Raw genomic sequence first — 24,654 nt, 5'->3', positions numbered from 1 at the left:
CGCAATAAGCTCTCCCACGGGCTTGGTGTCCCAGAGGGCGTACGTGCTGCCACGCCGGGTAAGAACACGGTACAACCTATCTTTTTACATCAACTACAAACATACAAGGGTGAGGGGACGAGCACCGAGCTATAAGCCCCTCACCCCGGCCCTCTCCCACGGGGAGAGGGGGCGACTCCTTTAGCAATGGCTGCATGATTGCGCAGTTTTGCGCTTAACTGACCAACATTAGAACTTTCGTTCAGAGTTTCTCTTTAAATTTGGCGGTGAGAGAGGGCTTGATTCGCTGCGCTCACCCTTCGGGCGGCCTGCGGCCGTCCAAAATGGCAGGCCATTTTGTCGAACCCTGTCGAGGGTTCTCGCCCCTCTCTTTGGGGAATATAAAAGCAAAAAAGCCTGAACTTTCGCTCAGGCTTTCTCTTTGAATTTGGCGGTGAGAGAGGGGTTCGAACCCTCGATACACTTTCGCGTATACACACTTTCCAGGCGTGCTCCTTCAGCCACTCAGACACCTCACCGTTTCGTTGCGCGTTACTCAGTGCAACGGGGCGCTACTATAGGGAGTGACGCTGATCCGGTCAAGAATATTTTCGTGCTTTTAGCGTGGCTGGTTAAGCTGTGTTCGCATTGCTGCAAACTCCGGCGAAAATAACGGCGGGCGAGAATCCAATCGCTGCGAGCCAATGTTCAGAACGCTGCGGAAAGGAAAACCTCGCCCCTTATGTTACCTATTATATACCTCTTATTAGGTATTTGATTTGCAAGCACGTTTGGCTGCGCTGCGCCACTTCGCAAAAATCAATCGAAGTGGTGAATTAGCCCTCCTTAACTTGATTAAAGACAACAATTTTTGTGTGGTCTATGTTATCCATAGCCAGCGAGCAGTATCGATAATATGTCCTTCGTGGATCTAATAACTAATAAGCCGCTGCTATTCAGCAGGCTAAATGGATGGGATGCTTATGACTAAGGTAAGCGATATATTGGCCATTTTTCTGGCGGGGATCTGTGCGGGTTTTGTCTCGTTTTCGCTACAAGCCGATGCCTCTAACACCGCCGTACCGCAGAAGATAGAAGCCAAAAACGAAACATTCTCTGCGCCTCACCCCGATCAATACCAATCATGGAAAGCAACCTCAGAGCAGTCGGAGCAGGTCGATGCGCTGGCGGAAGATCCACGCCTGGTGATCCTGTGGGCCGGATATCCTTTTGCGAAAGACTACAAGAAACCGCGCGGCCACGCCTATGCGCTGACGGACGTGCGTGAAACGCTGCGCACCGGTGCACCAAAGACTGCTGAAGATGGGCCACTGCCGATGGCCTGTTGGAGCTGCAAAAGCCCGGACGTTGCCAGAATGATCACCGAGCAGGGCGAAGAAGGGTATTTCCACGGTAAATGGGCGCGCGGCGGCCCGGAAATTGTCAATAACCTCGGCTGTGCGGATTGTCATAATACCGCTTCAGCGGAGTTCGCCGAGGGTAAACCGGCGCTGACGCTTTCCCGCCCTTATGCTGCCCGGGCGATGGAGGCGATCGGTAAACCCTTTGATAAAGCGGGGCGGTTCGATCAACAAGCCATGGTGTGTGGGCAGTGCCACGTTGAATACTATTTTGATGGTAAAGATAAAGCGGTGAAATTCCCTTGGGATAAAGGGACCACCGTCGACGATATGGAAGTCTATTACGACAATATCGCTTTCTCCGATTGGATCAATCCGTTGTCCAAAGCGCCGCTGCTCAAAGCCCAGCACCCAGAATATGAAACCTGGCGCGCGGGTGTGCATGGCCAAAACAACGTAGCCTGTATCGACTGCCATATGCCGAAAGTGCAAAACGCTCAGGGCAAGATCTATACCGATCACAAAATCGGTAACCCCTTCGATAACTTCGAAAAAACCTGTGCCACTTGCCACACCCAGGATAAGGCCAGCCTGGAAGGGATGGTAGCCAAGCGTAAAAAAGATATCACTGAGATCAAGCTGAAGGTCGAAGACCAACTGGTGCATGCACACTTTGAGGCGAAAGCCGCGTGGGATGCCGGTGCCACAGAGGCTGAGATGAAACCGATTCTGATGGATATCCGCCATGCGCAATGGCGCTGGGATTATGCCATCGCGTCGCACGGCATTCATATGCATGCACCAGACGTTGCGCTACGGGTGTTAGGCACTGCGCTCGATCAGGCGGCTCAGGCCCGCACCAAGCTGGCCCGCCTGTTGGCGACCAAAGGTATCAGCGATGAAATCCCGTTGCCGGATATTTCCACCAAGCAAAAGGCGCAGTTGGCCTTGGGCATGGATATGCCACAGCTTAATGCGGAAAAGCAGGAATTCCTCAAGACGGTAGTACCGCAGTGGGATGAGCAGGCGCGCAAAGCCGGGCGACTCAGCCAATAACCCCTCCGCCCCGTGCGCGGGGCGTAAAAAAATGGAGTGAATATGAGCGTACTGCGTTCGTTATTAACTACCGGGGTGCTGGCCTGCAGCCTTTGGCTGACGGTATTACCGGTATCAGCTCAAACTGATAGCCCTGCGATGCAACAACAAAACGCCGAGGTGAAGTTACAACGTAACCCCGATGAGGCCTGCTTGCGCTGCCATAAGCCGCAGCAGAATGCGATGCATGGCAAACATGCAGGGGCGATCAACCCGAATAATCAGCTACCGGTGACCTGCACCAACTGCCACGGTACCCCTTCGCTGCAGCATCGCGAAGGGGTGAAGGATGTGATGCGTTTTAATGAGCCTATGTATGGCGTAGAAACGCAAAATAGCGTCTGTATGTCTTGCCACTTGCCGGAGGCGTTGCAAAAAACCTTCTGGCCGCACGATGTCCACCTGGCCAAAGTGACCTGCGCCAGTTGCCATCAGCTTCATCCCCAGCAGGATAAAATGCAGGGGCTGAGTGATAAAGGGCGGATACAGATCTGCGTGGATTGCCACCGTCAGCAACAGGATGATCCGGCGTTTAATCCAGCAGCCGTGCGGCTGGGTAAGGAGCAGCCATGAGCTGCTCACGACGCCGTTTTATTACCGGTATAGGCGCGCTGGCCGTGGCGTCTAGCGCCGTAGAGAAAGTGCTGGCGCGCACGATGAATGTTAATGGTGTGCGATATGGCATGGTGCATGACGAGTCGCGTTGCATCGGTTGCACCGCCTGTATGGATGCCTGCCGCGAAGTGAATCAGGTGCCAGCAGGCGTTTCGCGCCTGACGATTATCCGCAGCGAACCGATCGGCAGCTTTCCAGACGTGAAGTATCGGTTTTTCCGCCACTCCTGCCAGCATTGCGACGATGCGCCCTGTGTGGATGTCTGCCCCACCGGGGCTTCATTCCGAGATGCCGCCAGCGGGATTGTCGACGTTAACCCCGATCTGTGCGTCGGTTGCCAATACTGCATTGCTGCTTGCCCGTATCGGGTGCGATTTATTCACCCGATCAGCAAAACGGCAGATAAATGCGATTTTTGCCGCAAAACCAATCTCCGCCAGGGTAAACAGCCCGCCTGCGTGCTGTCCTGCCCGACTCAGGCGCTGACCTTTGGCAATCTCGACGATCCCAACAGTGATATCTCGCGCCTGCTGAGGCAGACCACGACTTACCGCTACAAAATTGCGCTGGGTACCCGGCCAAAAGTGTATCGCGTGCCTTTTAAATATAGGGAGATAAGTCAATGACCTCTGCGTTTCATTTTGACTCTCTAGTCTGGGACTGGCCGATCGCGATTTACCTGTTTCTGATCGGCATCTCCGCCGGTCTGGTGACCTTGAGCATTCTGCTGCGTCGTTACCACCCGCAGGAGGGCACCTCACACAGCCGCATCATGCGCACCACGCTGTTTATTGCGCCCAGTTCGATCATCCTGGGGCTGGTGATCCTGATTTTCCATCTGACGCGCCCGTGGACCTTCTGGAAGCTGATGTTCCATTACAGCTTCACTTCGGTGATGTCAATGGGGGTGATGCTGTTCCAGGTGTATACGCTGGTGCTGGTGGTCTGGCTGGCGCTGATCTTCCGTGACGAAGTGGCTGCGCTACAGCAGCGCTGGCTGCCAAAGTTGACGCTGATCCCCAACCTGTTGGCGCGCTTCCTGCCGTTTCTGCGCCCGATTGAAACCCTGATGATGGTTTTGGCCGTGCTGCTGGGAGCCTATACCGGGTTCCTGCTGTCCGCGTTGAAATCCTACCCGATGCTCAATAACCCGCTGTTGCCCGCGCTGTTTCTGTTTTCGGGAGTATCATCTGGGATCGCCGTGGCGCTGTTAGCCTTTGTGTTCGGCCCCAAGGGCGATTTGCACAGCAAGGAAATGCACTTTCTGCACCGTGTCGAAACCCCGGTGGTCTGGCTGGAGATCTTCCTGTTAGCCGCCTTTTTTATCGGCCTGTGGCTGGGGGATGATGGCAAGCTGCGCGCGCTGTCGGCGGCGCTGGGTGGTGGGTTCTGGGCCTGGTGGTTCTGGCTGGGCGTGGTGGGCGTTGGGCTGTGCCTGCCGCTGTTGCTGAAGGCATTGGGCTGGGGCAAGGCGCAGGGGCAGATCCTGCTGATCAGCGGTAGCAGTCTGTGTGGAGTGTTGCTGTTGCGCTATTTCATCCTGTATGCCGGGCAAATGACGGTGGCCTGAATGATGTTGGCAGCGAAATAAGGCGGTAAACGTGCTGTTGTGGTTACCCGAATTGGGGTTTGGTGCACTGTTGCTGGCGTGTACGGCGTCATGGCTGATCTCTGGCGTGGCGCTGTTCGCGCGCCACCGGGTAGCGCTGTTGCCAATCCGTGCTTGGAGTTTGGCAATATTTGCCTTGATCGCGCTGGCGTTCGCTATCCTGCTGTTGCTGTTTTTGCGCGATGATTTTTCTGTGCTGTATGTTGCCCAGCACGGGCACAGTCAACTCTCGGGCTTACTTAAGGCCGCGGCGTTGTGGGGCGGCCACGAAGGTTCATTGCTGCTTTGGTTGCTGTGCCTGAGCGGCTGGGCTGCCGTTTTCGCCTGGCGCAGTGAGCCGGAAGAGGCAACGGCGTCCGTCACGCTGGCGATCCTGTTGCTGATCGCCGGTTGCTTTCTGATCTTCATTCTGTGCTTCTCCGATCCCTTTGTTCGCGTTTTTCCCCCGGCGGTTGAAGGGCGAGATCTGAACCCGATGCTGCAACATATCGGGCTGATTCTGCATCCCCCTCTGCTGTATCTCGGCTATGCCGGGTTTGCCGTCTGCAGTGCGGTGATGTTGGCCGCCTTGCTGAACGGGGAGTTCACTCCCCAAACTGCCGGGCAATGCCAGCATTGGGCTGCCCCAGCATGGTGTTTCCTCACCGCTGGGATCATTCTGGGGTCCTGGTGGGCCTACAGTGAATTGGGCTGGGGCGGCTGGTGGTTTTGGGATCCGGTCGAAAATGCCTCTTTGCTGCCCTGGCTGACCGCAACGGCATTGCTACACAGCTTGGCCGCTAGCCAGCGCACCGGCGGGTTGCGGCACTGGACGCTGCTGCTAACGTTTGGGACGTTCGTGCTCAGCCTGTTGGGAACCTTGATCGTGCGCTCTGGCGTGCTGCTTTCGGTACATGCCTTCGCACTGGATGAACAGCGGGCATTACCGCTATTTGTGCTGTTTGCTTTCCTGAGCGGCGCCTCGTTTCTGGTCTACGCCCTGCGTGCCAACCGGGTTGAACAGCCGGTGCCGCCTGCGCCGCCTGTGTTAGTAGTGACACTGCTGCTGTTCAGTTCGGCGGCGCTGATCGTGTTGATCGGCACGCTCTACCCGATGCTGTACCGGCTGATGGGCTGGGGGCAAATCTCTGTCGGTGCGCCTTACTTCAATCTGGTTCTGCTGCCTTTTGGGCTGTTGGCGTTGATCCTGATGTGCGTTGGTGGTTTTCGCCGCCAGCTTGCGCAGTGGATTGCGCATTCCGGCGTGCTGCTGGCCGCCTTGGGCATTCTGTGTTCGTCGTTGCAACGGCATGAGGTCAGCCTGAACGTGGCCGTTGGGGAAAGCGTGACGCTGGCCGGCTATGAGTTCACGCTCCGCGCGATCGAGCTACAGGCGCAGGGCAACTTCACCACCGAACAGGCGGTGATCGACGTTTCACAGCAGGGGAAAGCGCTGACGCAGCTTAGGCCGGAGCGGCGTTTTTATACCGCGCGTCGCCAGCAGATGTTTGAACCGGGCATCGACTGGAGCGTGCTGCATGACTGGTACGTGGTAATGGGCGAGAAAAGCGGTGAGGATCGTTACGCCATGCGGTTTTATGTGCAGACCGGTATCCGTTGGATCTGGTGGGGTGGTGCCCTGATGATCATGGGCGTGCTGGCCGCTCGTTGGCCAAGGAGGACGCCATGCGCAGACTAGCCATTTTGCTGTTGTGGTGTGGGCTGGCATGGCCGCTGCGGGCGCAGGTGGTCGATACCTGGGCGTTTTCCTCGCCGGTGGTGCAAGAACAGGCCCTGGCGGTGGCGGCCAAAATACGTTGCCCGCAGTGCCAGAACCAGAACCTGCTGGAGTCGAATGCGCCAGCGGCAGTGGCTATGCGCCACGAGGTTTTTGCCATGACGGAGCAGGGCAAAACGGAAAGTGAGATCATGAGTTTTATGACCGCGCGTTACGGCAATTTTGTGCGCTATCAACCCGCGTTAGAGGCTTCAACTTTGGTGCTTTGGGGGCTGCCGCCGCTGCTGTTGGCGCTGATCGGTATCGTGCTGTGGCGTGGCAGGAGCAAACTGTGACGCCGCGCCGTTTTCATCTGTTGTTGATCGGCTTGGTGTTGACGATCGCGGCGGGCCTGTATCTGGCCAGCGGCCGGCCCGCCAGCCTGCTGGCTCAGCAGCAGGTGCAGAAACTGACCCCGTCACAGCAGGCCGATAGCCGGTTGATGCGGCTGCAGCAAAAGCTCAGCCAGACTCCGCAGGACAGCGTGTTGTGGGCTGAGTTGGGAGAATACTATCTCTACAGGGATAACTTTGACGCTGCGATCGCCGCCTATCAGCAGGCGTTGGCGCTGCGCGGCGGTAACGCAGAACTCTATTCCGCGCTGGCGACGGTGCTCTATTATCAGGCCGGGCAGCAACTGACGCCGCAGGCGGCAGGCTATATCGAACAAGCCTTGCAGATGGATCAAGAGGAAGTATCGGCCCTGATGCTGCTGGCTGCGGATGCCTTTATGCAGGCGGACTACGCACGGGCGAGTGGCTTGTGGCAACGCCTGTTAGACAGCAATTCCCCGCGCGTGGATCGCCAGCAGCTTATCGCAGCCATTAATATGGCTAAGATGCTGATGCGGCAGCCATAAGCCACATCAGGCATGCAGAAAATCATGCCAGCGGCGCACCAGATAATTATGTTCATCCATCACCGAGTTCCAGACCGCGATATGGCTCATCCGCTGCTCGTAGCTGCCACCATCGCGGATTTCACCTTGCGGAATGAGCAGATTGCCATAGGCATCCGGCAGATCTTCGCTGGCGGCTTTGCCGGCGTACCAATAGTCCCATTCGGCAACCGACAGGTGAGGGCGGCTGCGCTGCGGGTTGGAAATATAGTACCCCTGCTTCGCCATCATGGCGCCCGGCCAGCCGGATAGCCACCAGTTAAGGTAGGCATAGGCAGCATCGAGCGTTTTGCCGCTGGCGCAGCGTGATAAAGACAGCCCGCCATACCAGGCGCGGTAGCCCTCACGCGGCGTCGCCAGCGTGTAGCCCTTCTGCTGGTAGTGATGGCGGAAATAGGTAGGTGCCCACAGGCTCTGAATGCTGACGCGTGGATCGTCGATCAAACGATAAGCTTCATCCTGGCTGGCCCAGAATGCGGCAAAGTGCCCTTGACGTTGCAGCGCCGAGAGCGCGTTGGTCAGGTTATCGATCTCTTCCAGGTTCAGGTTACCAACGTTGGCAAAGCGCATCAGCCCCGCCCCCTGAGCCGCCAGAGCCGCATCCAATCCCCCCATGGCTGCATCGTTCTGCAACGCCACTTGCCCGCTAAAACCGGGGTGCAGCAGCCAACCCCAGCTCTCCTCCTGCTCGTGCAGCTCCTGCGGTAAGCGCACGCTATGGTAGGCAAAGCTATCGGCGTTATGCGTCAACGGCAACATGCTGATACGGTCGGTTGGCTGGCTGCCCAGGCTGTGATCGTGCTGCACATACAGGCGCTGTACCGGAACACTGCCACCACCCAGCCTTCCACCGGGAAACAGCGTGCCAAACTTGGGCAGATCGTTAATTTCATGCCAATAGTCCAGCCGGTTGATATCCAATGGCTGAATCGCCCGGGCTGGCCAGACAAAATCCACATTGTGAAACCACTGGTCGTAAAGATCGTAACGTTCAGGGTGCATCACGGCAATGCGCTGTGCATCCTGTACATCGCAGATCTGGTATTCGATATGGAGGCCAAGGTCTTGCTCTGCGCGCTGGCGCAGGATCTCCAGCAGCGTGACAGAGGTACCTAATACCCGCAAAGTAGTGGGTGTTACAGCGCTAGCGGTTGATTTCATGGCGTTCTTGCTCCGGCAGAGACGGTTCCTGTCGTGTAAGGCTGCAGAAAATGGCTAAAGGCATTCTGCAGGCATGAAGCGGTAATACCGCGCATGATAAACACTAATTGTGATTGTTGCTGCGTTTTTGGCCAAGCCGACAGGTGAATCGGTGGGTGCAGGCTATGCTGCACGCCGTGGATCACCACCGGGGTGGGGCTTTCGGCCACGTTGAGCAGCCCTTTCAGGCGCAGTATAGATTGGCCGTGGCAATGTAACAGCATTGACAGCCAAACGGCAAAGGCCGACCAGTTAATCTGCTGGTCAAAGGTGATAACACAGGTGGTGGTGACAGGGTGCTCGGCATGGTAGGCGCTGGCCTGCTGCAACGGCGGCGTGATTTCCCCCAGCCAGCGCCGGAAGCGTTGCGGAGCCTGCGGATTAAACGGGGTGGTAAACAGGCTGAGATCGCCATCGGCCAATTCATGGCTGCTGGCGATTTGCGTCAGCGGATTCAACTGCTGCAGGTAGGCGCGCAGCGCGGGCAGTGCTGCCGGTGGCACGCGATCGGTTTTACTCAACAGCAACCAATCGGCGGCGGTGACCTGCGCCAGCCACTCCGGCTGCTGCTCTGCCTGCTGCCAGCCATGCTCGCTATCGACCAGCGTCACCAGCATGCCCTGTGAGAAATGGTGCTGAAGCTGCCGATCGTGCAGCAAGGTCGCCAGGATCGGCGCCGGGTCTGCCAGCCCGGTGGTTTCAAGGATAACTTTGCTGAACGGGGGAAGCTGGCCGCGTTGGCGGCGCTCATATAAATCCAGTAGAGCCTGCTTCAGTTCACCGCGAATGGCGCAGCACAGGCAGCCGCCCGGTAGCAGGACAATATCGGGAGCCACCTCGTTCAGCAGCAGGTGATCGATCCCCACTTCACCGAACTCATTGACCAGCAACGCCACATCGTGCAGATCCGGCCCGGCCAGTAAACGCTTCAGCAGCGTGGTTTTACCGCTGCCGAGGAAGCCACTCAGCACGTGCATCGGCAGTTTCGTTTCCTGGATCATGGCGCCTCCGCCAGTTGCAGTGCGGCAAGATAGGCCGGATCAAGAGGATCGACCGGGTGTTTCAGCAGGCGTTCTGCCTCAACCCACAGTTGTTCCAGGCGGGTGATCACCTGTTGCTGCCCGGTGGGGCTGGCCAGCAGCCATGCGCTGCCGTGTATATCACTCAGTTTTAACCTGAAGGGTGCCAAGGCACGGTTCAGCACCGCCAACTGTTGCAGCCGAAGCTGGCGTACCGGCAGCGATGGCTGCTGTAGCGGATCGCTCCACTGCGGTGCATCATTTAATAATCCACAAAGTCCGCACATCGTCCGTGTTCCTTAAGTCAGGGCATAACATCACCGGAGTTCGGGCCCAGCGTCTGGCCCACGTACAGATTGCCGCCCGGATCGCTCGCCAGCAGTAGCGCGGTGGGGGCGATCTCATTGGCCGTGCCGAAACGGCCAAGCGGCAGCTCTGCGGCTTTGGCTTCCTTCCAGGCACGGCTGATCCCGGCCACCAGCGGCGTTTCTATCGGCCCAGGGGCAATGGCGTTCACCAGCACGTTCCGGCTGGCCACTTCCAGCGCCAGTGATTTGGTAAAGCCGATCACGCCAGCTTTGGCCGCCGCATAGTGGCAAAGCTCCGCACCGCCCTTGATTCCGAGCTGTGAAGCGATATTAATGATGCGCCCCCAGCGTTGTTGCAGCATATAAGGCAGGGCGCGTTGGGACGCGAGAAAGACGCTACGCAGATCAACCGCCATCATCTCGTCCCACATCTCCAGCGTCAGTTCGGTGCAGCGCGCCTGTGTCAGCATACCGGCATTGTTCACCAGAATATCGATGCCGCCCAACAGATGCAGACATTCATCCACACCATGCTGGGCACCGGCAGGATCGCCGACGTCAGCGACCACCCCATGGCAGGTTGCACCCAGCGCACGGCAGTGCGCAACCATGGCTTCCAGCCCGGGTGCGTTATGGTCGCTCAGCATTAAGGCACTGCCTTCAGCAGCAAACAGACGGGCAATGGCGGCCCCAATGCCGCTGGCCGCGCCGGTGATCAGCGTGCGACGGTGTTGTAGTAACATTTTGGCTCCCAGGTGTTGGTTAGTCTGGCCAACGGATGGTCAAGCCACCGTCAATAATCAGGCTCTGGCCGGTAATGTAAGAGGCGTCATCGCTGCACAGAAAACGGATCAGCCTGGCCACTTCTTCAGGGCGCCCGACGCGCCCTAACGGAATGCTGCGCGCCGCTTTTGCCAGCCCTTCTGGCCCCAGCGAGTTTTGCTTGTCCAGCGATTGCGGGGTTTCGATCAGGCCAGGGATCACGGCGTTACAGCGAATGCCACGGGGGGCCAGCTCAACCGCCATCGAGCGACAGATACCGGGCACCCCGGCTTTGGCAGCGGCATAGTGGGCATGATCCTGCCAGCCATAGACACCGCCGGCGATCGAGGAGATGGCCACCATGCTGCCAGCCCCCTGCATCTGATGAGACGCGGCACGGAACAGCCGCATGACGCCGCTTAAATCGACGTTGAGCATTTCATTCCATTGCGCGTCGCTCATCTCGCCGATCGGGGCGCGGCGCAGTAAACCGGCGTTGGCTACGGCGTAATCAATACGGCCAAAGTGTTCTGCCGCGCGCTGGGCGAACGCATTCACCGACGGGGTTGAGGTGACATCCAGCGTTAACCACAGCGCTTCTCCCCCAATGGCTTCTACCTGGGCGGCGGCTTGCCGATAGTCATGCGGATCCTGGGGGAAATAGCCTGCGGCGACGCGCACGCCACAGCGGGCGAACTCCAGCGCTAAGGCCAGGCCGATGCCGCTGGCCGCACCGCTGATCAGTGCCACCGGGCGTGAAGCTGTCTGTTCGGTCATGATGGACTCCTTTATCAGTAAGTAGGGGGAGTCAGTTCCCCCTGTTTAAACTATTTCACGCTGTGGGGGGCCACATGGCGGGCAAACAGCATAATGATGCCCGAGGCAAAACAGGGAAGTGCGCCGAAGAACAGCGCGGCACTTTGCCAGTTGCCGCCGTTGCTGAGAATGGTGGTGCTGCCAATGCCAGCAATAATGGCACCAACCGGCCCCATGGCTCCAATCAAGGCACCGGCGGTGGCACGGATGGCGGTCGGGAAGCTTTCACTGATGAAAAACAGCGCGGCGGCATACGGCCCGATCAGGAAGAACAGGCCAACGCTGTACAAGATAACGATGATGGCGAAATTGCTCGGGCAGAACAGCATGGCGGCAAAGGCCAGGCCGCCCAGTATCCAGCCGACGGCAATGGTGTTACGCCTGCCGAAGCGATCGCCCAGCCAGCCGTGCACCAGATAGCCGCAGTAGCCAACCAGGTTGGACAGCACCAGAATCAGCAGCGAGTTGGCAAAAGAGACGTTGTGCACTTTGGTGATCACCGTGGTGCCGAGTACGCTGAAAATCTGAATGGCAAACCAGTTGATCAGCACCGCACAGCCCAGCACCAGGGTGGCGCGTAACGACGTGCCACGGAACGTTGCCGCCAGGCCGGCACTCTGATGATCGTGGTAATCGATATGATAATCTTCCGCCACCTGCCGGGCTTTATCGGCCTGATTGGCGTGCCGCAACCGGTGAATATGCTGGTGGATTTGAAACTGCGGGGTTTCTTTCAGCTTCAGCGCCAGCAGGGCGATGAGAAACGACGGAATGGCGGCAAAGATAAAGCTGCCCTGCCAGCCAATCAGCGGCATCAGCAGCGCGGTCAGCGCCGAGGCAACCAAGGCTCCTACCGGCCAGCCGCCTTGCACCAGGCTGTAGATAAATCCTTTGCGCCGGTTCAGTTTGGGATCGTTGACGGCGGCATACAGCTCGGTGAGGTAAGTCGCGTTCACCGTTTGCTCGGCATAGCCTAGCCCGGCAACTGAGCGGATGCCGATCAAGGCCCCTTTGCCCCAGGCTCCCCCTACGGCGGTTAACAGCGAACAGATCGCCGCACCGGTGACGGTGACGATGATGCCAAGCCGCCGGCCCAGCCGGTCCACCAATGGGCCGACGCCAAGAGCCACAACGGCACCGCCAACCGCCACCCAGGTTGCCAGCTTGGCCTGTTCCACTTCACTCCAGTTGAAATGGTTACCGATCTCCGGCAGCAGCGTGCCAAACAGAATAAAGTCGTAGACGGCGAATACCCAGGCGAAGAACGCGATCCAGGTGGCGAATTTGACATCTTTCAGGGTCAACTGCTGTGGCTGCCAGCCATCGACCGTCGTTTTTTTATAGATGCTCATATTTGCTGTCACTCATGCAGTAGGGGGAACCAGGATTTAATGCCGATCAGATAAGCGTAAAACCGCATTGTTATGCCGTAATTGCTGGCGTTGTAGCCCCTCTCCCCGAGGGAGAGGGAACTGACTGACAGGCATTAGCGACAGGATCAGACTTTGCGCGGCACGCGGCGCAGGTAGTCGTCAGCAATTTCATCAAAGGTCACGAAGCGCACGCCCTGATGGCTTTGGATGTGTTTGATTAAGCGTTCCAGCATCAGTAACACCTGTGGGCGGCCAGACACGTCGGGATGGATGGTCATGGTAAATACTGCGTAGTCGTTCTCGCGGTACACCCAGTCGAACTGATCGCGCCACATCTCCTCTAAATGACGTGGATTAACAAAGCCGTGGCTGTTGGGGGATTTCTTGATGAACATCATCGGTGGCAGATCGTCCAGGTACCAGTTGGCCGGGATCTCCACCAGATCGGTTTCTGCCCCTCGTTGCAGCGGTTTCATCCAACTGTCAGGATGCTTGCTGTAGTCAATGCGCGTCCAACTGTCGCCAACGCGCACATAGTAAGGATGGAAATCGTTGTGCATCAGGCTGTGGTCGTACTTGATGCCTTTTTTCAACAGCAGTTCGTTGGTAACGTTGCTGAATTCCCACCACGGGGCGACATAGCCGGTAGGGCGCTTACCCGCTAACTCCGTTACTAAATCGATGCAGCGGTCCAGAATGGCTTCTTCCTGCGCGGGCGTCATGGCGATCGGGTTTTCGTGGCTGTAACCATGCACGCCAATTTCGTGCCCGGCAGCGGCCACTGCCTTCATCTGCTCGGGGAAGGTTTCGATCGAGTGGCCCGGAATAAACCAGGTGGTACGCAGATTATGATCGGCAAACAGCTTCAGCAGCCGTGGCGCACCGACCTCACCGGCAAACAGACCGCGTGAAATGTCATCGGGTGAATCTTCACCGCCGTAAGATCCTAACCAGCCGGCAACGGCATCCACATCAACACCAAACGCACAGAGTATTTCTTTCGCCATGATCATTGCTCCTAGGTTTGCGAGTTATCGCAGGTATACCGGCGGCCTGATGGCCTGCCGGGGGTAGTCAGGTGGCGATCAATCAATGGGTGCCACCTTAATCTTGTTGGGCTAGGTGTTGTTCCAGGCCAAGCGCCAGGTTCAGCAGGCGTTGATCGTCGCCGTTGGGTAACGACAGCAGCAGGCTGGTGGCTAATCCGTTGGCATCTTGGCCGGTAGGGAGGGTGATGCCGGGCATATCCAGCAGGCTGCCCGGCATGGTCAGGCGTAAGGTCGCCAGATTGGTTTGAGCGAACAGTTCGTCATCGTTTTCCAGCGGTGTCAGCGCAGGGGCAACGTGCGCGACGGTTGGCGTAACCAGCAGTGCACCGTTCAGCTCGGTGCGCATTTGCTGCTGCCAGCCTGCACGCTGTTGTAAAAAGCGCGGCAAGAGATCGGCTGATAACGCCTTGGCCGCCATCAGGCGGGTACGGACGCGGGCGTCCATTTGTGCCGCCAGCGGGCTGGCAAGCAAAGCGCGGTGCACGGTCAAAGCTTCAACGGCACCCGGCCAGCCTTCCTCGGCTATCCACTGCAGGCTATGGTGCAATGCGGGCACCGGGCGCCAATCGATCAGCACGCCCGCCGCCATGAACCTGCTCAGCATCGTCAGCAGATTTTGCCGTACGCTGGGGTCCACGCGAACGTCATGGAGGATCTCCTCATCAACCCGTAGCACCTGGCCGCGCAGTGATGCGGTGCTTGGCGTTGAGCAAGCGCCGGTCAGCAGTTGATCCAGGGTGACGACGTCGCGCACGCTGCGGCACAGGGGGCCGAGCGTGTCCAGGCTGTGTGCCAGCGGGAATACGCCGCGACGGCTGTAGCGCTGACGGCTGCTGCGATAGCCGATCACGCCGCTGAACGCGGCAGGAATGCGGATGGAACCTGCGGTATCGGTGCCTAGAGCGATAGGGACGACGCCGCGCGCAACGGCGCAGGCCGATCCGCTGGAGGAACCGCCCGGCGCGTGCGCGACGCCGTGGCGATCGGCAATTACCGGAGTACCGAAATGCGGGTTAAGCCCCAGCCCTGAATAGGCAAACTCACTGAGGTTGGTTTTCCCCAGGCAGACCAAACCTGCGGCCTGTAGCTGGGTTACGAGGGCGGCATCTTTCGTCGCCAAAGGGGAGTTGCGGCGCGTCGCGGAACCTGCAGTGGTGAGTGAACCGGCCAGATCAAACAGATCTTTCCAGGCGATAGGAATGCCATCCAGAGCGCTCAAGGGGCTGCCGCGTTGCCAGCGCCGTGTTGCCTCAGCCGCTTCACGGCTCGCTCGCTCGGGAGTCAGGCTGATAAAAACGTCATGCATTGACTCAGCCAGCGTTAAGGCTTGCTCGGTCAGTTCGCTTGGGGTCAAGGTTCCCTGGCGGAAGCATTCAGCAAAATGACGGGCATCGCGAATGTTGCCATTGTGGTCACCAGAAGATTGCAACAGGCTGTTATCCATAGCGCCTCTAAAATGTATTTTTTATTAAAATATACATTTTAAGTTAGCAATGGAGATGCCGACTTGTCAGCATGATTGGTTGATTTTTGTGCTATTATGTGAGCGATATGAGTATTAAATGTTAAATAATGGCACTGTTAAATCAAAATTTTGTGACTTGCATACAAGATATGGCGAAGTAATGACATCAAAAAATGAATTTTACCTAAAATTATTCATTGGTTAGCATGGAAATGACAGATTGCGCTACAGAATGGCCCGCTGGGGGCTGGTGTGAGCGGTCGCAGCATCAGTTTGGTGGTTGCAATGTGTCATAATGGTCGTCATTCAGTTGAGAACGATTGCAGAGCTACATGCAGATGGAAAAAACGAGCGCAGAGAGAAACAGCGGCGAAATGCGCGTTGGTGCGCGTTATGAAATGATCAGACAGGTATTGGATGATGCCATCCAGTCTGGTGCAGTCCCTAAAGGATTGGTGTTGCTGGAAGGGCCACTGGCAGAGGTTTTTGGTACCAGCCGGGTGCCGGTTCGTCGGGCGCTGGGGCTGTTGCATGAGAAAGGGGTGATTGCACGGTTTGAAGGCCGTGGTTTCATCGTTGCCGCCGAAGGGCAGGACGTGGAGCCGCAGCGTTTGCCCCTCAATCGCTCCGTTCTGGGATTGCGCCAGCTTGAAGAACTGGTGGATACGCGCAGCGCGGGTGAAAAGGTACTCGGTTATCTGCAGGAGGCGCTCTCTACCTGCATGGTATTCGGCCACTATCAGGTCAACGAAGGCGCTGCCGCAGAGTTTCACAACGTGAGCCGCAATATCATTCGCGAATCGCTGATGCGCCTGCGCGATCGCGGCCTGGTGGAAAAAGAGTCTTATGCTCAGTGGCTGGTGGGGCCTTTGACGGCGCGTGAAATTGCCGATCATTATGAAATCCGCGCCAGCCTGGAGCCGATCGCTCTGCGTAAAGCCGCCCCGCATCTGTCGCGCCAGCTGTTGCTAGATAGCCTGGAACGGCTGATACAGCTGGAAAATAGCGGTTTTTCACTGGCTACCCTGGAGCAGGTTGAAGAAGATCTGCATATCCATTGCCTGGAGCCATCGGGTAATAAAGCCATGCAGGCCGTGCTGCGGCAAAGCCAGTCGCCCCTGATCGTCACGCGGATTTTCTACGACATGTTGGGGGTTAAGGTGGATGAAATGATGCTGAATGAGCACCGCCTGGTGCTGCAGATGCTGCTGCAAGGAGCCTATGACTCCGCCGCCTTTGGCCTGCGGGATCATCTCAACCGTTCCCAAGCGCGCACTCTGCAGCGGCTGAAGGTGATTTCGGTACTGCCAGAGCCTGAACTGCCACCTTATTTATTGCGTTTGAGCTGACAAACGTCCTGGATGTGACCCTCCTCTGGTTTTTACTTTTCTGCCGTTGATCTTTATATTCATTTTTATGAATATAAAGCCAATGCAACAACGACGTGCACCATGAATCATAAATTTATCAAGAAAGAGGGCATTGCCCAATCGTTTCTGGCGCGCTATCTGTTAACAGAGCAGATTGGCGGCAGGCTGAAAACCATCGATGCCCTGGCGAAAGAAAGCGGTTTATCTGTGGGCCTGATGCAAGGGGCGTTAAAAAGCCTTGAGCAAGATGGGGCGATTGGTGTTGAGCGCCGTGGGCGTAATGGCAGTTTTATTATTGCCGCCGACCATAAAGCGCTGCTCAAGCACGCCAATATCGGCAATGTTGTTTGCGCGATGCCGCTGCCCTATACCCGGATTTATGAAGGGCTGGCCAGTGGATTAAAAGCCCAGTTTGCGGATATTCCCTTTTATTTTGCCCATATGCGGGGATCGGACATCCGTATTGAGTGCCTGCTGAACGGTCTTTACGATCTGGCGGTAACCTCAAGATTGGCGGCCGAAAGCTACGTGCAGCAGCATCAGGTGCAGATCGCGCTGTCGCTTGGCGAGCACAGCTACACGGAGCAGCACCGGTTGATTTATCGCCTGGGGGAACGGGAGAGCATACGTAAGGTAGGGATAGACAGTGCCTCTGCGGATCAGAAAATTATGACCGCCGCATTTTTCGCCGGGCAGGCTATCACCCTGGTTGAGATCTCTTACCACGAATGCCTGAAACAGATTATCTGCGGTGATATTGATGCCGCTATCTGGAACGTGAGCGACGATGAGGAACTGGCCCGTCTGGGGCTGATGACAGCCCCCCTCAGTGGCGATGATTGTTTTACCAGCGCATCGGAGGCGGTGATCCTGACCCGTCACCATGATGTGCAAACACAGCAGTTGTTACACACCATGGTGGATCGTCAGAGCCTGTTGTTCCACCAGCAACGCGTGGTTGCGGGTGAGATAAGGCCTGTTTATTGAGGGATGAATATGGAGCAAAGATTACACCTGCTTTGTCAGGGCGGCGTGATTGATAGTGAAGTGCGTGATGGCATGCTGAGGGTGCTGGATGCGCTGGACAACCGCTGGTCTATTCCGGTGCGCAATGAGCAAGGCGTTATGGCCTTGACCCACATGGCCAGTGCCCTGATGCGTTCAAAGCAACATATTGTGATTCAGGCCTTGGATGAAGAGCTGCAACGTGAGATGTGCGAGGCAGAAATTTACCCGCAACTGCTGCTTATTCACCGGGATCTGTTGCAGGTATCGGGCCATCAAGCCCATCCCAATGAAGAGGGCTACCTGCTGGCTAATCTTTACAGTTTGCTGCAAGCCCAGAACCCGCACTGATGGGTTATTTCATGGGCTAAATATTCATATTACTGAAGATATAAGGCGATAATTATCGCCAGGGCTGCAGAAGAGAAGATATGTTTATTAACGCACTGCAAAAGCAAAACCCCAAGATGGTGGATGTAGCCAGGGAGTTATGGGCGCAAGGGCTTATCTTGCCTGATACCTATGTTATTGATGTTGATCGGGTTATTTCCAATGCCCGTCAGTTATTGCAGGTGGCTCAGGCATGCGGTATCGAACTCTACCTGATGACCAAGCAGATTGGCCGCAACCCTTGGCTAGCCGAGCGCTTGGTTGCCCTGGGTTACCGTGGCGTGGTGGCGGTGGATTTTCGTGAAGCTCAGAACCTGGCCGCCGCCGGGCTCCCGCTGTGCCACGTTGGGCACCTTGTCCAGATCCCCGATAAACTGATCCCGCAAATAGTGGCACAGCGGCCAGAGGTCATCACCGTTTTCTCTCTAGAGAAAGCCGCGAAGATTGCCGAACATGCGCAGCGCTTGGGCTATGTGCAGCCGGTGATGCTGAAAGTGTTTGCGCCAGGCGATCTGCTCTATCCTGGTCAAGAGGCCGGTTTTGTGCTGGAGCAACTGCCAGAGGTTGCGGCAAAAATCGCCGCCATGCCGGGGCTGTTATTACAAGGGCTGACCCATTTCCCATGCTTATTGTGGGATCCACAGCAGCAGCAAACCTTACCCACGCATAATTTACAGACGCTGCTGCAGGCCAGCCAATGGCTACGGCAGTGTGGCTGTGACATCCGGCAGATCAATGCCCCTTCCGCGGCCAGTTGCACCACGTTACCGCTGTTGGCACAGCTCGGTGCTACCCATACTGAGCCGGGGCACGCTCTGACCGGTACCATACCGGCCAATATCAAAGGCGATCAGCCCGAGCAGATTGCCATGCTGTATCTCACCGAGGTTTCCCACCATTTCGCCGGTAACAGCTATTGCTACGGCGGCGGATATTATCGCCGCGGCAATGTTCTGCAGGCTTTGGTCGGTGCAGAGCAAGAAGGGCCACTGCTGACCGCCAGCGTTCTGCCGCAGCATGAATCCAGCATCGATTATCACATTGCTCTGCAAGGGATATACCCCATCGGCTGCCCGGTCCTGATGTGCTTCCGCAGCCAGATTTTTGTCACCCGCAGCGATGTGGCGCTGGTATCTGGCATTGCCACGGATCGGCCGAAGCTGGAAGGGATTTACGACAGCCAGGGCCGTGTGAAAAAAGGGGGCTGCAATGGCTAAGTTTCTGGTACTGGTGATCGACAGCTTCGGCGTGGGGGCGATGGATGACGTTGCACAGAAACGGCCTCAGGACCTGGGAGCTAATACCTGTGGCCATATTTTGCAGGCTTACCCTGAAGTACGTTTACCGACGCTGGAACGGCTTGGGCTGATTAATGCTTTGGGTTTTCAAGCCAATATCATGCAGCCTTGCGCCAGCGCGGTGTTCGGTACTGTCAACCTGCAACATGAAGGGGGCGATACCTTTATGGGGCATCAGGAAATCATGGGCACCCAACCACAAACCCCGGTGTGCATTCCTTTTTCAGCGGTGATCGGCCCGGTGGAAGCGGCTCTGCAACAGGCGGGTTACCGAGTGAAACGCATGGGGGAGGGGCTGCAATACCTGTGGGTAAATGATGCGGTCGCGGTGGGGGACAACATCGAGGCGGATCTGGGGCTGGTATTTAATGTTACCGCCAATCTGACGCTGATCCCCTTCAGCGAAGTCAAGAAGATTGGCCGCGTTGTGCGCGAGCAGGTCAAGGTGGCGCGAGTGATTGCCTTTGGCGGGCTGATTGGCGATAGCCAGCGTATTCACCGGGCGGCAGAGACCAGGCTGGATAAGTACATCGGCATTAACGCTCCTGCGTCTGGAGCCTATGAAAACGGCTTTCAGGTGCAGCACATGGGGTACGGCGTTAACGCCGCCGTACAGGTGCCACAGCAGTTGCATCAGGTGGGCATCAGCACGGTTCTGATCGGCAAAGTCGCCGACATCGTGGAAAACCCGTATGGCAGCAGCTATCAGGATTTGGTGGATAGCCAGACGATTCTGGATATCACCCTAAGCGAATTGCAAAAGCCGGGAGCGAGTTTCATCTGCAGCAATATTCAGGAAACCGACCTGGCTGGCCACGCCCAGAATACGGCGCGTTACCTCGATCGCCTGCAACTGGTGGATCGCAACCTGGAGCAGATATTGGCGCATTTGGCCGCGGAGGATTGCCTGATCGTCACCGCCGATCACGGCAATGACCCGACGATTGGCCACAGTAAACACACGCGGGAAAAAGTGCCGTTACTGGTGTATTGCCAAGGTGCGCCTGCAGGGGATTTGGGGTTACGCAGCACGCTGTCGGATATCGGTGCCACCGTATGTGATTTCTTTCACGCCCCTGCACCGCAGAATGGCCGTTCATTTTTGCCACAACTCAGGTCGCACAGGAGCACGATATGACAAGCACCAAGCCGCTTACGAGCTGGATCGATGGCTCCGGTTACACCTATGTACATGAGCATCTGCATGTTGATCTCTCTGGTGGGAAAAACGATATCGACTGCAGGTTGGATCAATATGATCTGATCTGCCAGGAAATGCGTGAGCTGTTCGCGCTTGGGGTGCGCAACATCGTGGAGATGACCAACCGCTATATGGGGCGCAAGGCCGATTTCCTGCAGGCGCTGATGCGCGATAGCGGGATGAACATCATCGCCTCCACCGGTTATTACCAGCAGGCGTTTTATCCCGCCCACCTTGCCCAACTCAGCGTAGCCCAAATCGCGGCGGAAATGTGCAGCGAGATCGAGCAAGGCATTGATGGCACGGCGATGAAAGCGGGGGTGATTGCCGAGATTGGCTCCAGCCGGGGGAAAATTACTGATGACGAACGGCGGGTGTTTGCCGCTGCGGCTTTGGCCCATCAGCAAACCGGCAGGCCGATCTCGACCCATACCACCCTCAGCACCATGGGCTACGAGCAGCTACGGCTGTTGCAAAGTTTTGACGTGGCTGCGGAGCATATTGTCATCGGGCACTGCGATCTGACCGATAACCTTGACACCATTTTGCCGATCTTGGATCAGGGCGCTTGGGTGCAGTTCGATACCATCGGCAAAAACAACTATTACCCCGACAGCAAACGGGTCGCGATGTTGCGAGCGATTGCGGATCGCAAGCAGCTTGGGCAGGTGATGCTCTCAATGGATATTACCCGGCGCTCCCATTTAAAAGCCAACGGCGGGATCGGTTTTGCCTATCTGCTGAACACCTTCGTGCCGATGTTGCTTGAGGCTGGTTTGTCTCAACGTGATGTGGATCTGATGCTGCGCGATAACCCAGCTCGATTTTTTAACTGATACCTACCCTGCGTTATGCAAGCCGTAACGGACATGTTTCGGATACTGCTAGTTAACTGAATAAAAAGGAAAAAAAGATGAAATTTGTCATTGGTGGCCAGATCGAAAAAGAAAAAATTGCCGACGCCGTGCGCCGCCTGGCCGGTGAGAAAGCAACGTCTATCAGCATTATGAATGATATCGAAGCCGCGATGAGCATCAAAGGCGGCCAGGCGGATATCTATCTTGGCGCCTGCAATACCGGCGGCGGCGGCGCGCTTGCCATGGCGATCGCCATTATCGGCATGGATAAATGTGCCACCGTGGGGATGCCTGGCAAGATCCTGTCCGACGACGAGATCGCCGCCTGCATCAAAGCGGGCAAGATCGCCTTCGGCTTTACCGGGCAGGACATTGATGCGGTGGTACCGGTAATCGTTAACACGCTGTTCTCTCTGTGAGGCTGTTGCCATGGAACACTCATTCTTAATGCGATTGCTTGAAATCGACCCCACCAAAGCGGGGTTACTGGCGCTGATCGGGGCGATTTCCGCCATGATGGCCAACCGAGGGATTGCGGTATTTCATGATGGGCTCCGCCCGCTGATTCCCGAGTATCTGGAAGGGCGCATGAGCCGCAAGGCGCTCGGTGCCACCAGCTTTGCGTTGAGTTTCGGGCTGATTATCGGCTTCGGGCTGCCATTTTCCCTCACCGCACCGATTATTTTAGTACACAGCCTATTGCTCGGTACCGACGTGATCGGCGTCTGGTGTGCCGACAGCCGCAAGGGGCTGGTGCTGTCTGGCGTGGTCGGCGCACTGTACGCTATTGCTCTGCTGACCGGGCTACGCTCGGTGGTCGAGCTGTTCAGCCATATGCCAGTGAACTTTATGAGCAATCTGGGGAAAGTGGGCGATCCTATTGTGGCTTGCTTTGCTCTGTTCCCGGCGATTGTGGTGGGTTATCAATATGGTTACCGCAAGGGGATCTGGGTGTTGGTTGCAACGTTGGTGGGGTATCTCGCCACGCAGGCTATCGGTAACCTCAGCTTTGGTGGTTTGCTTGCTACCCCCGTCAAGCTTGATCCTAACGGCAGTGCGCTGCTGCTTTCCATGGTCGCCATGTTCTACTTTGCCATGAAAGAGCGCCCGCCAGAGCCAACCAACGGCCAGCAGGCAGGGGCGAATGCAATGCTGGTGGGGCTGTTTTCCAGCCGTATTGAACGTATCCAGAAGAATAAATGGCTGCTGGTGCTGAGCGGCGGGCTGACGGCGGTGGCGGCAACCATGTCTTTTAGCCTGTTGGCAGAAGGCCCAGTTTCACTGCAGTTGATGGCACATGGTGAACAAACCAGCGCCATGCTGGTAGCGCTGGCGCGCGCCATCAGCTTTGTGCCATTAGTGGGGATGACGGCGATCGCAACGGGTGTCTACAGCCCCGATGGCATGAAGTTTGTCTTCGTTGCCGGTTTGGCGACCAATAACCCGTGGATCGCTTTTATCGCAGGTTGCATCATCATGCTGATGGAGATCCAATTATTGACCAAAATCGCTATCGGCTTGGATAAATATCCTGGCATCAAAGCCTGTGGCGACCATATTCGTACCGCGATCACCCGGATGCTGGAGGTGTCGTTACTGGTCGGGGGCATGATCGCCTCGAACGCCATCCTGCCGGGCATGGGCTTTATGGTGGTGGCGGGGCTGTACTTGCTTAACCGCACATCGAAGCGGCCACTGGTTGAGATGGCCATCGGCCCGATCGCCACCATTGCTGTTGGGATATTGGCCAACATTATTCAGATTGTCGGCATCGGCTGACAGCCGTGTGGGGTGAATCATGATCAGGACTTTTCCACTTATCAGCATGAGTATGGAGCAGGCGCAGCAGGCTCAGTTTCGGCTGGTGGATACTATCTGCCGTTATTTCCCTGGGGCAGAGTTTTTGACCCAGGGGGATTTGGGGCTTGCGCCGGGGCTTAATCAGCCCCGAATGACCCGGCAGGTTGAGGCGGTTATCGCCCAGTTTTTTTCTGCCGAAGCGGCGGTGCTGGTGAGTGGTGCGGGAACGGGGGCGATCCGCTGCGGGCTGGCGGCATTGCTTAAATGCGGCGATAGCCTGTTGATCCACGATGCGCCAATCTATCCCACCAGCAAGGTGATTGCGGAACACATGGGGTTACGCCTGATCCGCGCAGATTTTAATCAGCCGGAACAGATTGCTCAGGCAGTGAGTGAGCACCGCCCTGCGGCAGCGTTGGTGCAACATACCCGGCAGAAAATTGAGGATAGCTATGACCTGGGGGCGGTTATCCACCAACTGAAGCAACTGGCGATCCCGTCGTTAGTGGATGATAACTATGCGGTGATGAAAGTGGCGAAGATTGGCTGTGAGCAGGGGGCAACCTTATCAACCTTCTCCAGCTTTAAGCTGTTTGGCCCAGAGGGGGTTGGGGTGGTGGTGGGCAAGCAGCAGGCCATTACCGCTATTCGCCACAATATGTATTCTGGCGGTAGCCAGATCCAGGGCTTTCAGGCGATGGAGGTATTGCGCGGGCTGACGTTTGCGCCGGTGATGCATGCGGTTCAGGCGCGGGTGAACGAGGAGTTGGTGCGCCGCCTGAATCAAGGCGAAATACCACAGATAAAACAGGCGCTGCTGGCGAATGCGCAATCTAAAGTGCTGCTGGTGGAGTTTCATCAACCGATCGCTGCGGCGGTGTTGGAGCAGGCGCAGGCATTAGGGGCGCTGCCTTACCCTGTTGGCGCTGAATCCAAGTATGAGATCCCTCCGCTGTTTTACCGCGTTTCCGGCACCTTCCGCCAGGCGGACCCCAGCCTGGAACAGCGTATGATCAGGATAAACCCTAATCGCAGCGGTGCGGACACTATTATCCGCATACTGCGTGAAAGCTGCTTGGCGGCCAACGCAGGTGATGAACCGCCAGAGTTGGCAATCTAAAAGCAAAAAGCCTGAACGTGAATTCAGGCTTTCTCTTTGAATATGGCGGTGATGTCGGGCTTGATTCGCTACGCTCACCCTTCGGGCGGCCTGCGGCCGTCCAAAATGGCAGGCCATTTTGTCGAACCCTGTCGAGGGTTCTCACCTCTCCCTGTGCGGGGAATCTAAAAGCAAAAAAGCCTGAACGTGAATTCAGGCTCAGACTGCTGACTAACCCCACTTTTTCAGGTGGGGTTCTTCTTTTCTAGCGACCGCAGGTCGCGATCGCGATATTTTTCCATAATACCGTCAGTTGAGCTTTCTGACCG

The 24,654-nt window shown here is 56.8% G+C and carries 24 protein-coding genes, 1 tRNA gene and 1 other RNA gene; 16 read left to right on the top strand and 10 right to left on the bottom strand.

The features are described from left to right. Positions 1 to 261: 261 nt before the first annotated feature. A non-coding RNA gene (locus WG891_RS27165) (RtT sRNA) lies at positions 262 to 384 on the bottom strand. 44 nt (positions 385 to 428) lie between these two features. After that, positions 429 to 518 (bottom strand) — tRNA-Ser (locus WG891_RS25645). A gap of 444 nt (positions 519 to 962) precedes the next feature. On the opposite strand from WG891_RS25645, the gene nrfA reads away from it, so the two are divergent. From nrfA to WG891_RS25610, 7 genes are read left to right on the top strand one after another with little or no spacing between them, the layout of a single operon-like run. Continuing rightward, complete coding sequence (nrfA, locus tag WG891_RS25640) at positions 963 to 2,396, top strand: ammonia-forming nitrite reductase cytochrome c552 subunit (RefSeq protein ID WP_337264949.1); 1,434 nt, start codon at positions 963 to 965, stop codon at positions 2,394 to 2,396. Positions 2,397 to 2,438: 42 nt separating this feature from the next. After that, complete coding sequence (gene nrfB, locus WG891_RS25635) at positions 2,439 to 3,008, top strand: cytochrome c nitrite reductase pentaheme subunit (protein ID WP_337264948.1); 570 nt, start codon at positions 2,439 to 2,441, stop codon at positions 3,006 to 3,008. Next, on the top strand, positions 3,005 to 3,676 hold the full coding sequence (gene nrfC / locus WG891_RS25630; protein WP_337264947.1) for a cytochrome c nitrite reductase Fe-S protein: 672 nt from the start codon (positions 3,005 to 3,007) through the stop codon (positions 3,674 to 3,676). The genes nrfB and nrfC overlap by 4 nt, the downstream gene beginning before the upstream one ends. After that, on the top strand, positions 3,673 to 4,620 hold the full coding sequence (gene nrfD / locus WG891_RS25625; RefSeq protein WP_156293604.1) for a cytochrome c nitrite reductase subunit NrfD: 948 nt from the start codon (positions 3,673 to 3,675) through the stop codon (positions 4,618 to 4,620). Before nrfC ends, nrfD begins: the two co-directional genes overlap by 4 nt. A 31-nt stretch (positions 4,621 to 4,651) precedes the next feature. Further along, positions 4,652 to 6,337, top strand: coding sequence for a heme lyase NrfEFG subunit NrfE (gene nrfE, locus WG891_RS25620; RefSeq protein ID WP_337264946.1), 1,686 nt, complete (start codon positions 4,652 to 4,654; stop codon positions 6,335 to 6,337). Next, positions 6,325 to 6,711 carry a cytochrome c-type biogenesis protein CcmH gene (locus WG891_RS25615; RefSeq protein ID WP_337264945.1) on the top strand — a complete coding sequence of 129 codons (387 nt, stop codon included), beginning with the start codon at positions 6,325 to 6,327 and terminating at the stop codon, positions 6,709 to 6,711. The genes nrfE and WG891_RS25615 overlap by 13 nt, the downstream gene beginning before the upstream one ends. Next, the gene (locus WG891_RS25610; RefSeq protein ID WP_337264944.1) at positions 6,708 to 7,274 is read left to right on the top strand and encodes a TPR domain-containing protein; all 567 of its coding nucleotides are present in this window, start codon (positions 6,708 to 6,710) and stop codon (positions 7,272 to 7,274) included. Before WG891_RS25615 ends, WG891_RS25610 begins: the two co-directional genes overlap by 4 nt. A gap of 6 nt (positions 7,275 to 7,280) precedes the next feature. On the opposite strand, the gene WG891_RS25605 is transcribed toward WG891_RS25610, so the two are convergent. The 8 genes from WG891_RS25605 to WG891_RS25570 form a co-directional block, all read right to left on the bottom strand. Next, a complete protein-coding gene (locus tag WG891_RS25605; RefSeq protein ID WP_337264943.1) occupies positions 7,281 to 8,474 on the bottom strand; it encodes an ABC transporter substrate-binding protein in 1,194 nt (397 codons plus the stop codon). Further along, positions 8,471 to 9,514: a CobW family GTP-binding protein gene (locus tag WG891_RS25600; RefSeq protein WP_337264942.1), complete on the bottom strand. Its 1,044-nt coding sequence runs from the start codon at positions 9,512 to 9,514 to the stop codon at positions 8,471 to 8,473. Before WG891_RS25600 ends, WG891_RS25605 begins: the two co-directional genes overlap by 4 nt. Then, positions 9,511 to 9,819 carry a hypothetical protein gene (locus tag WG891_RS25595; RefSeq protein WP_337264941.1) on the bottom strand — a complete coding sequence of 103 codons (309 nt, stop codon included), beginning with the start codon at positions 9,817 to 9,819 and terminating at the stop codon, positions 9,511 to 9,513. Before WG891_RS25595 ends, WG891_RS25600 begins: the two co-directional genes overlap by 4 nt. 17 nt (positions 9,820 to 9,836) lie before the next feature. Continuing rightward, on the bottom strand, positions 9,837 to 10,583 hold the full coding sequence (locus WG891_RS25590) for an SDR family NAD(P)-dependent oxidoreductase (RefSeq protein WP_337264940.1): 747 nt from the start codon (positions 10,581 to 10,583) through the stop codon (positions 9,837 to 9,839). A 19-nt stretch (positions 10,584 to 10,602) separates the two neighbouring features. Beyond that, complete coding sequence (locus WG891_RS25585; RefSeq protein WP_337264939.1) at positions 10,603 to 11,379, bottom strand: SDR family NAD(P)-dependent oxidoreductase; 777 nt, start codon at positions 11,377 to 11,379, stop codon at positions 10,603 to 10,605. Between the two features lie 50 nt (positions 11,380 to 11,429). Next, on the bottom strand, positions 11,430 to 12,770 hold the full coding sequence (locus WG891_RS25580; protein ID WP_337264938.1) for an MFS transporter: 1,341 nt from the start codon (positions 12,768 to 12,770) through the stop codon (positions 11,430 to 11,432). 146 nt (positions 12,771 to 12,916) lie between these two features. After that, positions 12,917 to 13,798, bottom strand: coding sequence for a polysaccharide deacetylase family protein (locus WG891_RS25575; RefSeq protein WP_337264937.1), 882 nt, complete (start codon positions 13,796 to 13,798; stop codon positions 12,917 to 12,919). A gap of 97 nt (positions 13,799 to 13,895) precedes the next feature. Continuing rightward, a complete protein-coding gene (locus WG891_RS25570; protein ID WP_337264936.1) occupies positions 13,896 to 15,284 on the bottom strand; it encodes an amidase in 1,389 nt (462 codons plus the stop codon). Between the two features lie 359 nt (positions 15,285 to 15,643). Between WG891_RS25570 and WG891_RS25565 the strand changes: the two genes are divergently transcribed. The 9 genes from WG891_RS25565 (at position 15,644) to WG891_RS25525 (ending at position 24,346) form a co-directional block, all read left to right on the top strand. Then, entirely contained in the window at positions 15,644 to 16,654 is a 1,011-nt protein-coding gene (locus tag WG891_RS25565; protein WP_337264935.1) for a GntR family transcriptional regulator, read from the top strand. A 102-nt stretch (positions 16,655 to 16,756) separates the two neighbouring features. Further along, a complete protein-coding gene (gene yhfZ / locus WG891_RS25560; RefSeq protein ID WP_337264934.1) occupies positions 16,757 to 17,662 on the top strand; it encodes a GntR family transcriptional regulator YhfZ in 906 nt (301 codons plus the stop codon). Between the two features lie 9 nt (positions 17,663 to 17,671). Next, positions 17,672 to 18,031, top strand: coding sequence for a PRD domain-containing protein (locus WG891_RS25555; RefSeq protein ID WP_076940327.1), 360 nt, complete (start codon positions 17,672 to 17,674; stop codon positions 18,029 to 18,031). Positions 18,032 to 18,111: 80 nt separating this feature from the next. After that, on the top strand, positions 18,112 to 19,287 hold the full coding sequence (locus tag WG891_RS25550; protein WP_337264933.1) for a YhfX family PLP-dependent enzyme: 1,176 nt from the start codon (positions 18,112 to 18,114) through the stop codon (positions 19,285 to 19,287). After that, entirely contained in the window at positions 19,280 to 20,506 is a 1,227-nt protein-coding gene (locus tag WG891_RS25545) for a phosphopentomutase (RefSeq protein WP_337264932.1), read from the top strand. The genes WG891_RS25550 and WG891_RS25545 overlap by 8 nt, the downstream gene beginning before the upstream one ends. Continuing rightward, positions 20,503 to 21,405, top strand: coding sequence for a phosphotriesterase-related protein (locus tag WG891_RS25540; RefSeq protein ID WP_337264931.1), 903 nt, complete (start codon positions 20,503 to 20,505; stop codon positions 21,403 to 21,405). The genes WG891_RS25545 and WG891_RS25540 overlap by 4 nt, the downstream gene beginning before the upstream one ends. A 77-nt stretch (positions 21,406 to 21,482) precedes the next feature. After that, on the top strand, positions 21,483 to 21,845 hold the full coding sequence (locus tag WG891_RS25535; protein WP_337264930.1) for a DUF2620 domain-containing protein: 363 nt from the start codon (positions 21,483 to 21,485) through the stop codon (positions 21,843 to 21,845). A 10-nt stretch (positions 21,846 to 21,855) separates the two neighbouring features. Further along, positions 21,856 to 23,205, top strand: coding sequence for a YhfT family protein (locus WG891_RS25530; protein ID WP_337264929.1), 1,350 nt, complete (start codon positions 21,856 to 21,858; stop codon positions 23,203 to 23,205). Positions 23,206 to 23,227: 22 nt separating this feature from the next. Beyond that, entirely contained in the window at positions 23,228 to 24,346 is a 1,119-nt protein-coding gene (locus tag WG891_RS25525; protein WP_337264950.1) for an aminotransferase class V-fold PLP-dependent enzyme, read from the top strand. Positions 24,347 to 24,654 lie beyond the last annotated feature (308 nt).

It is taken from the genome of Serratia sp. MMO-28 (assembly GCF_037199905.1).
Taxonomy (GTDB): domain Bacteria; phylum Pseudomonadota; class Gammaproteobacteria; order Enterobacterales; family Enterobacteriaceae; genus Chania; species Chania oryzae.
The sequence above is the reverse complement of the archived record's forward strand: the minus strand, read 5'-3'. Positions and strand labels throughout refer to the sequence as shown.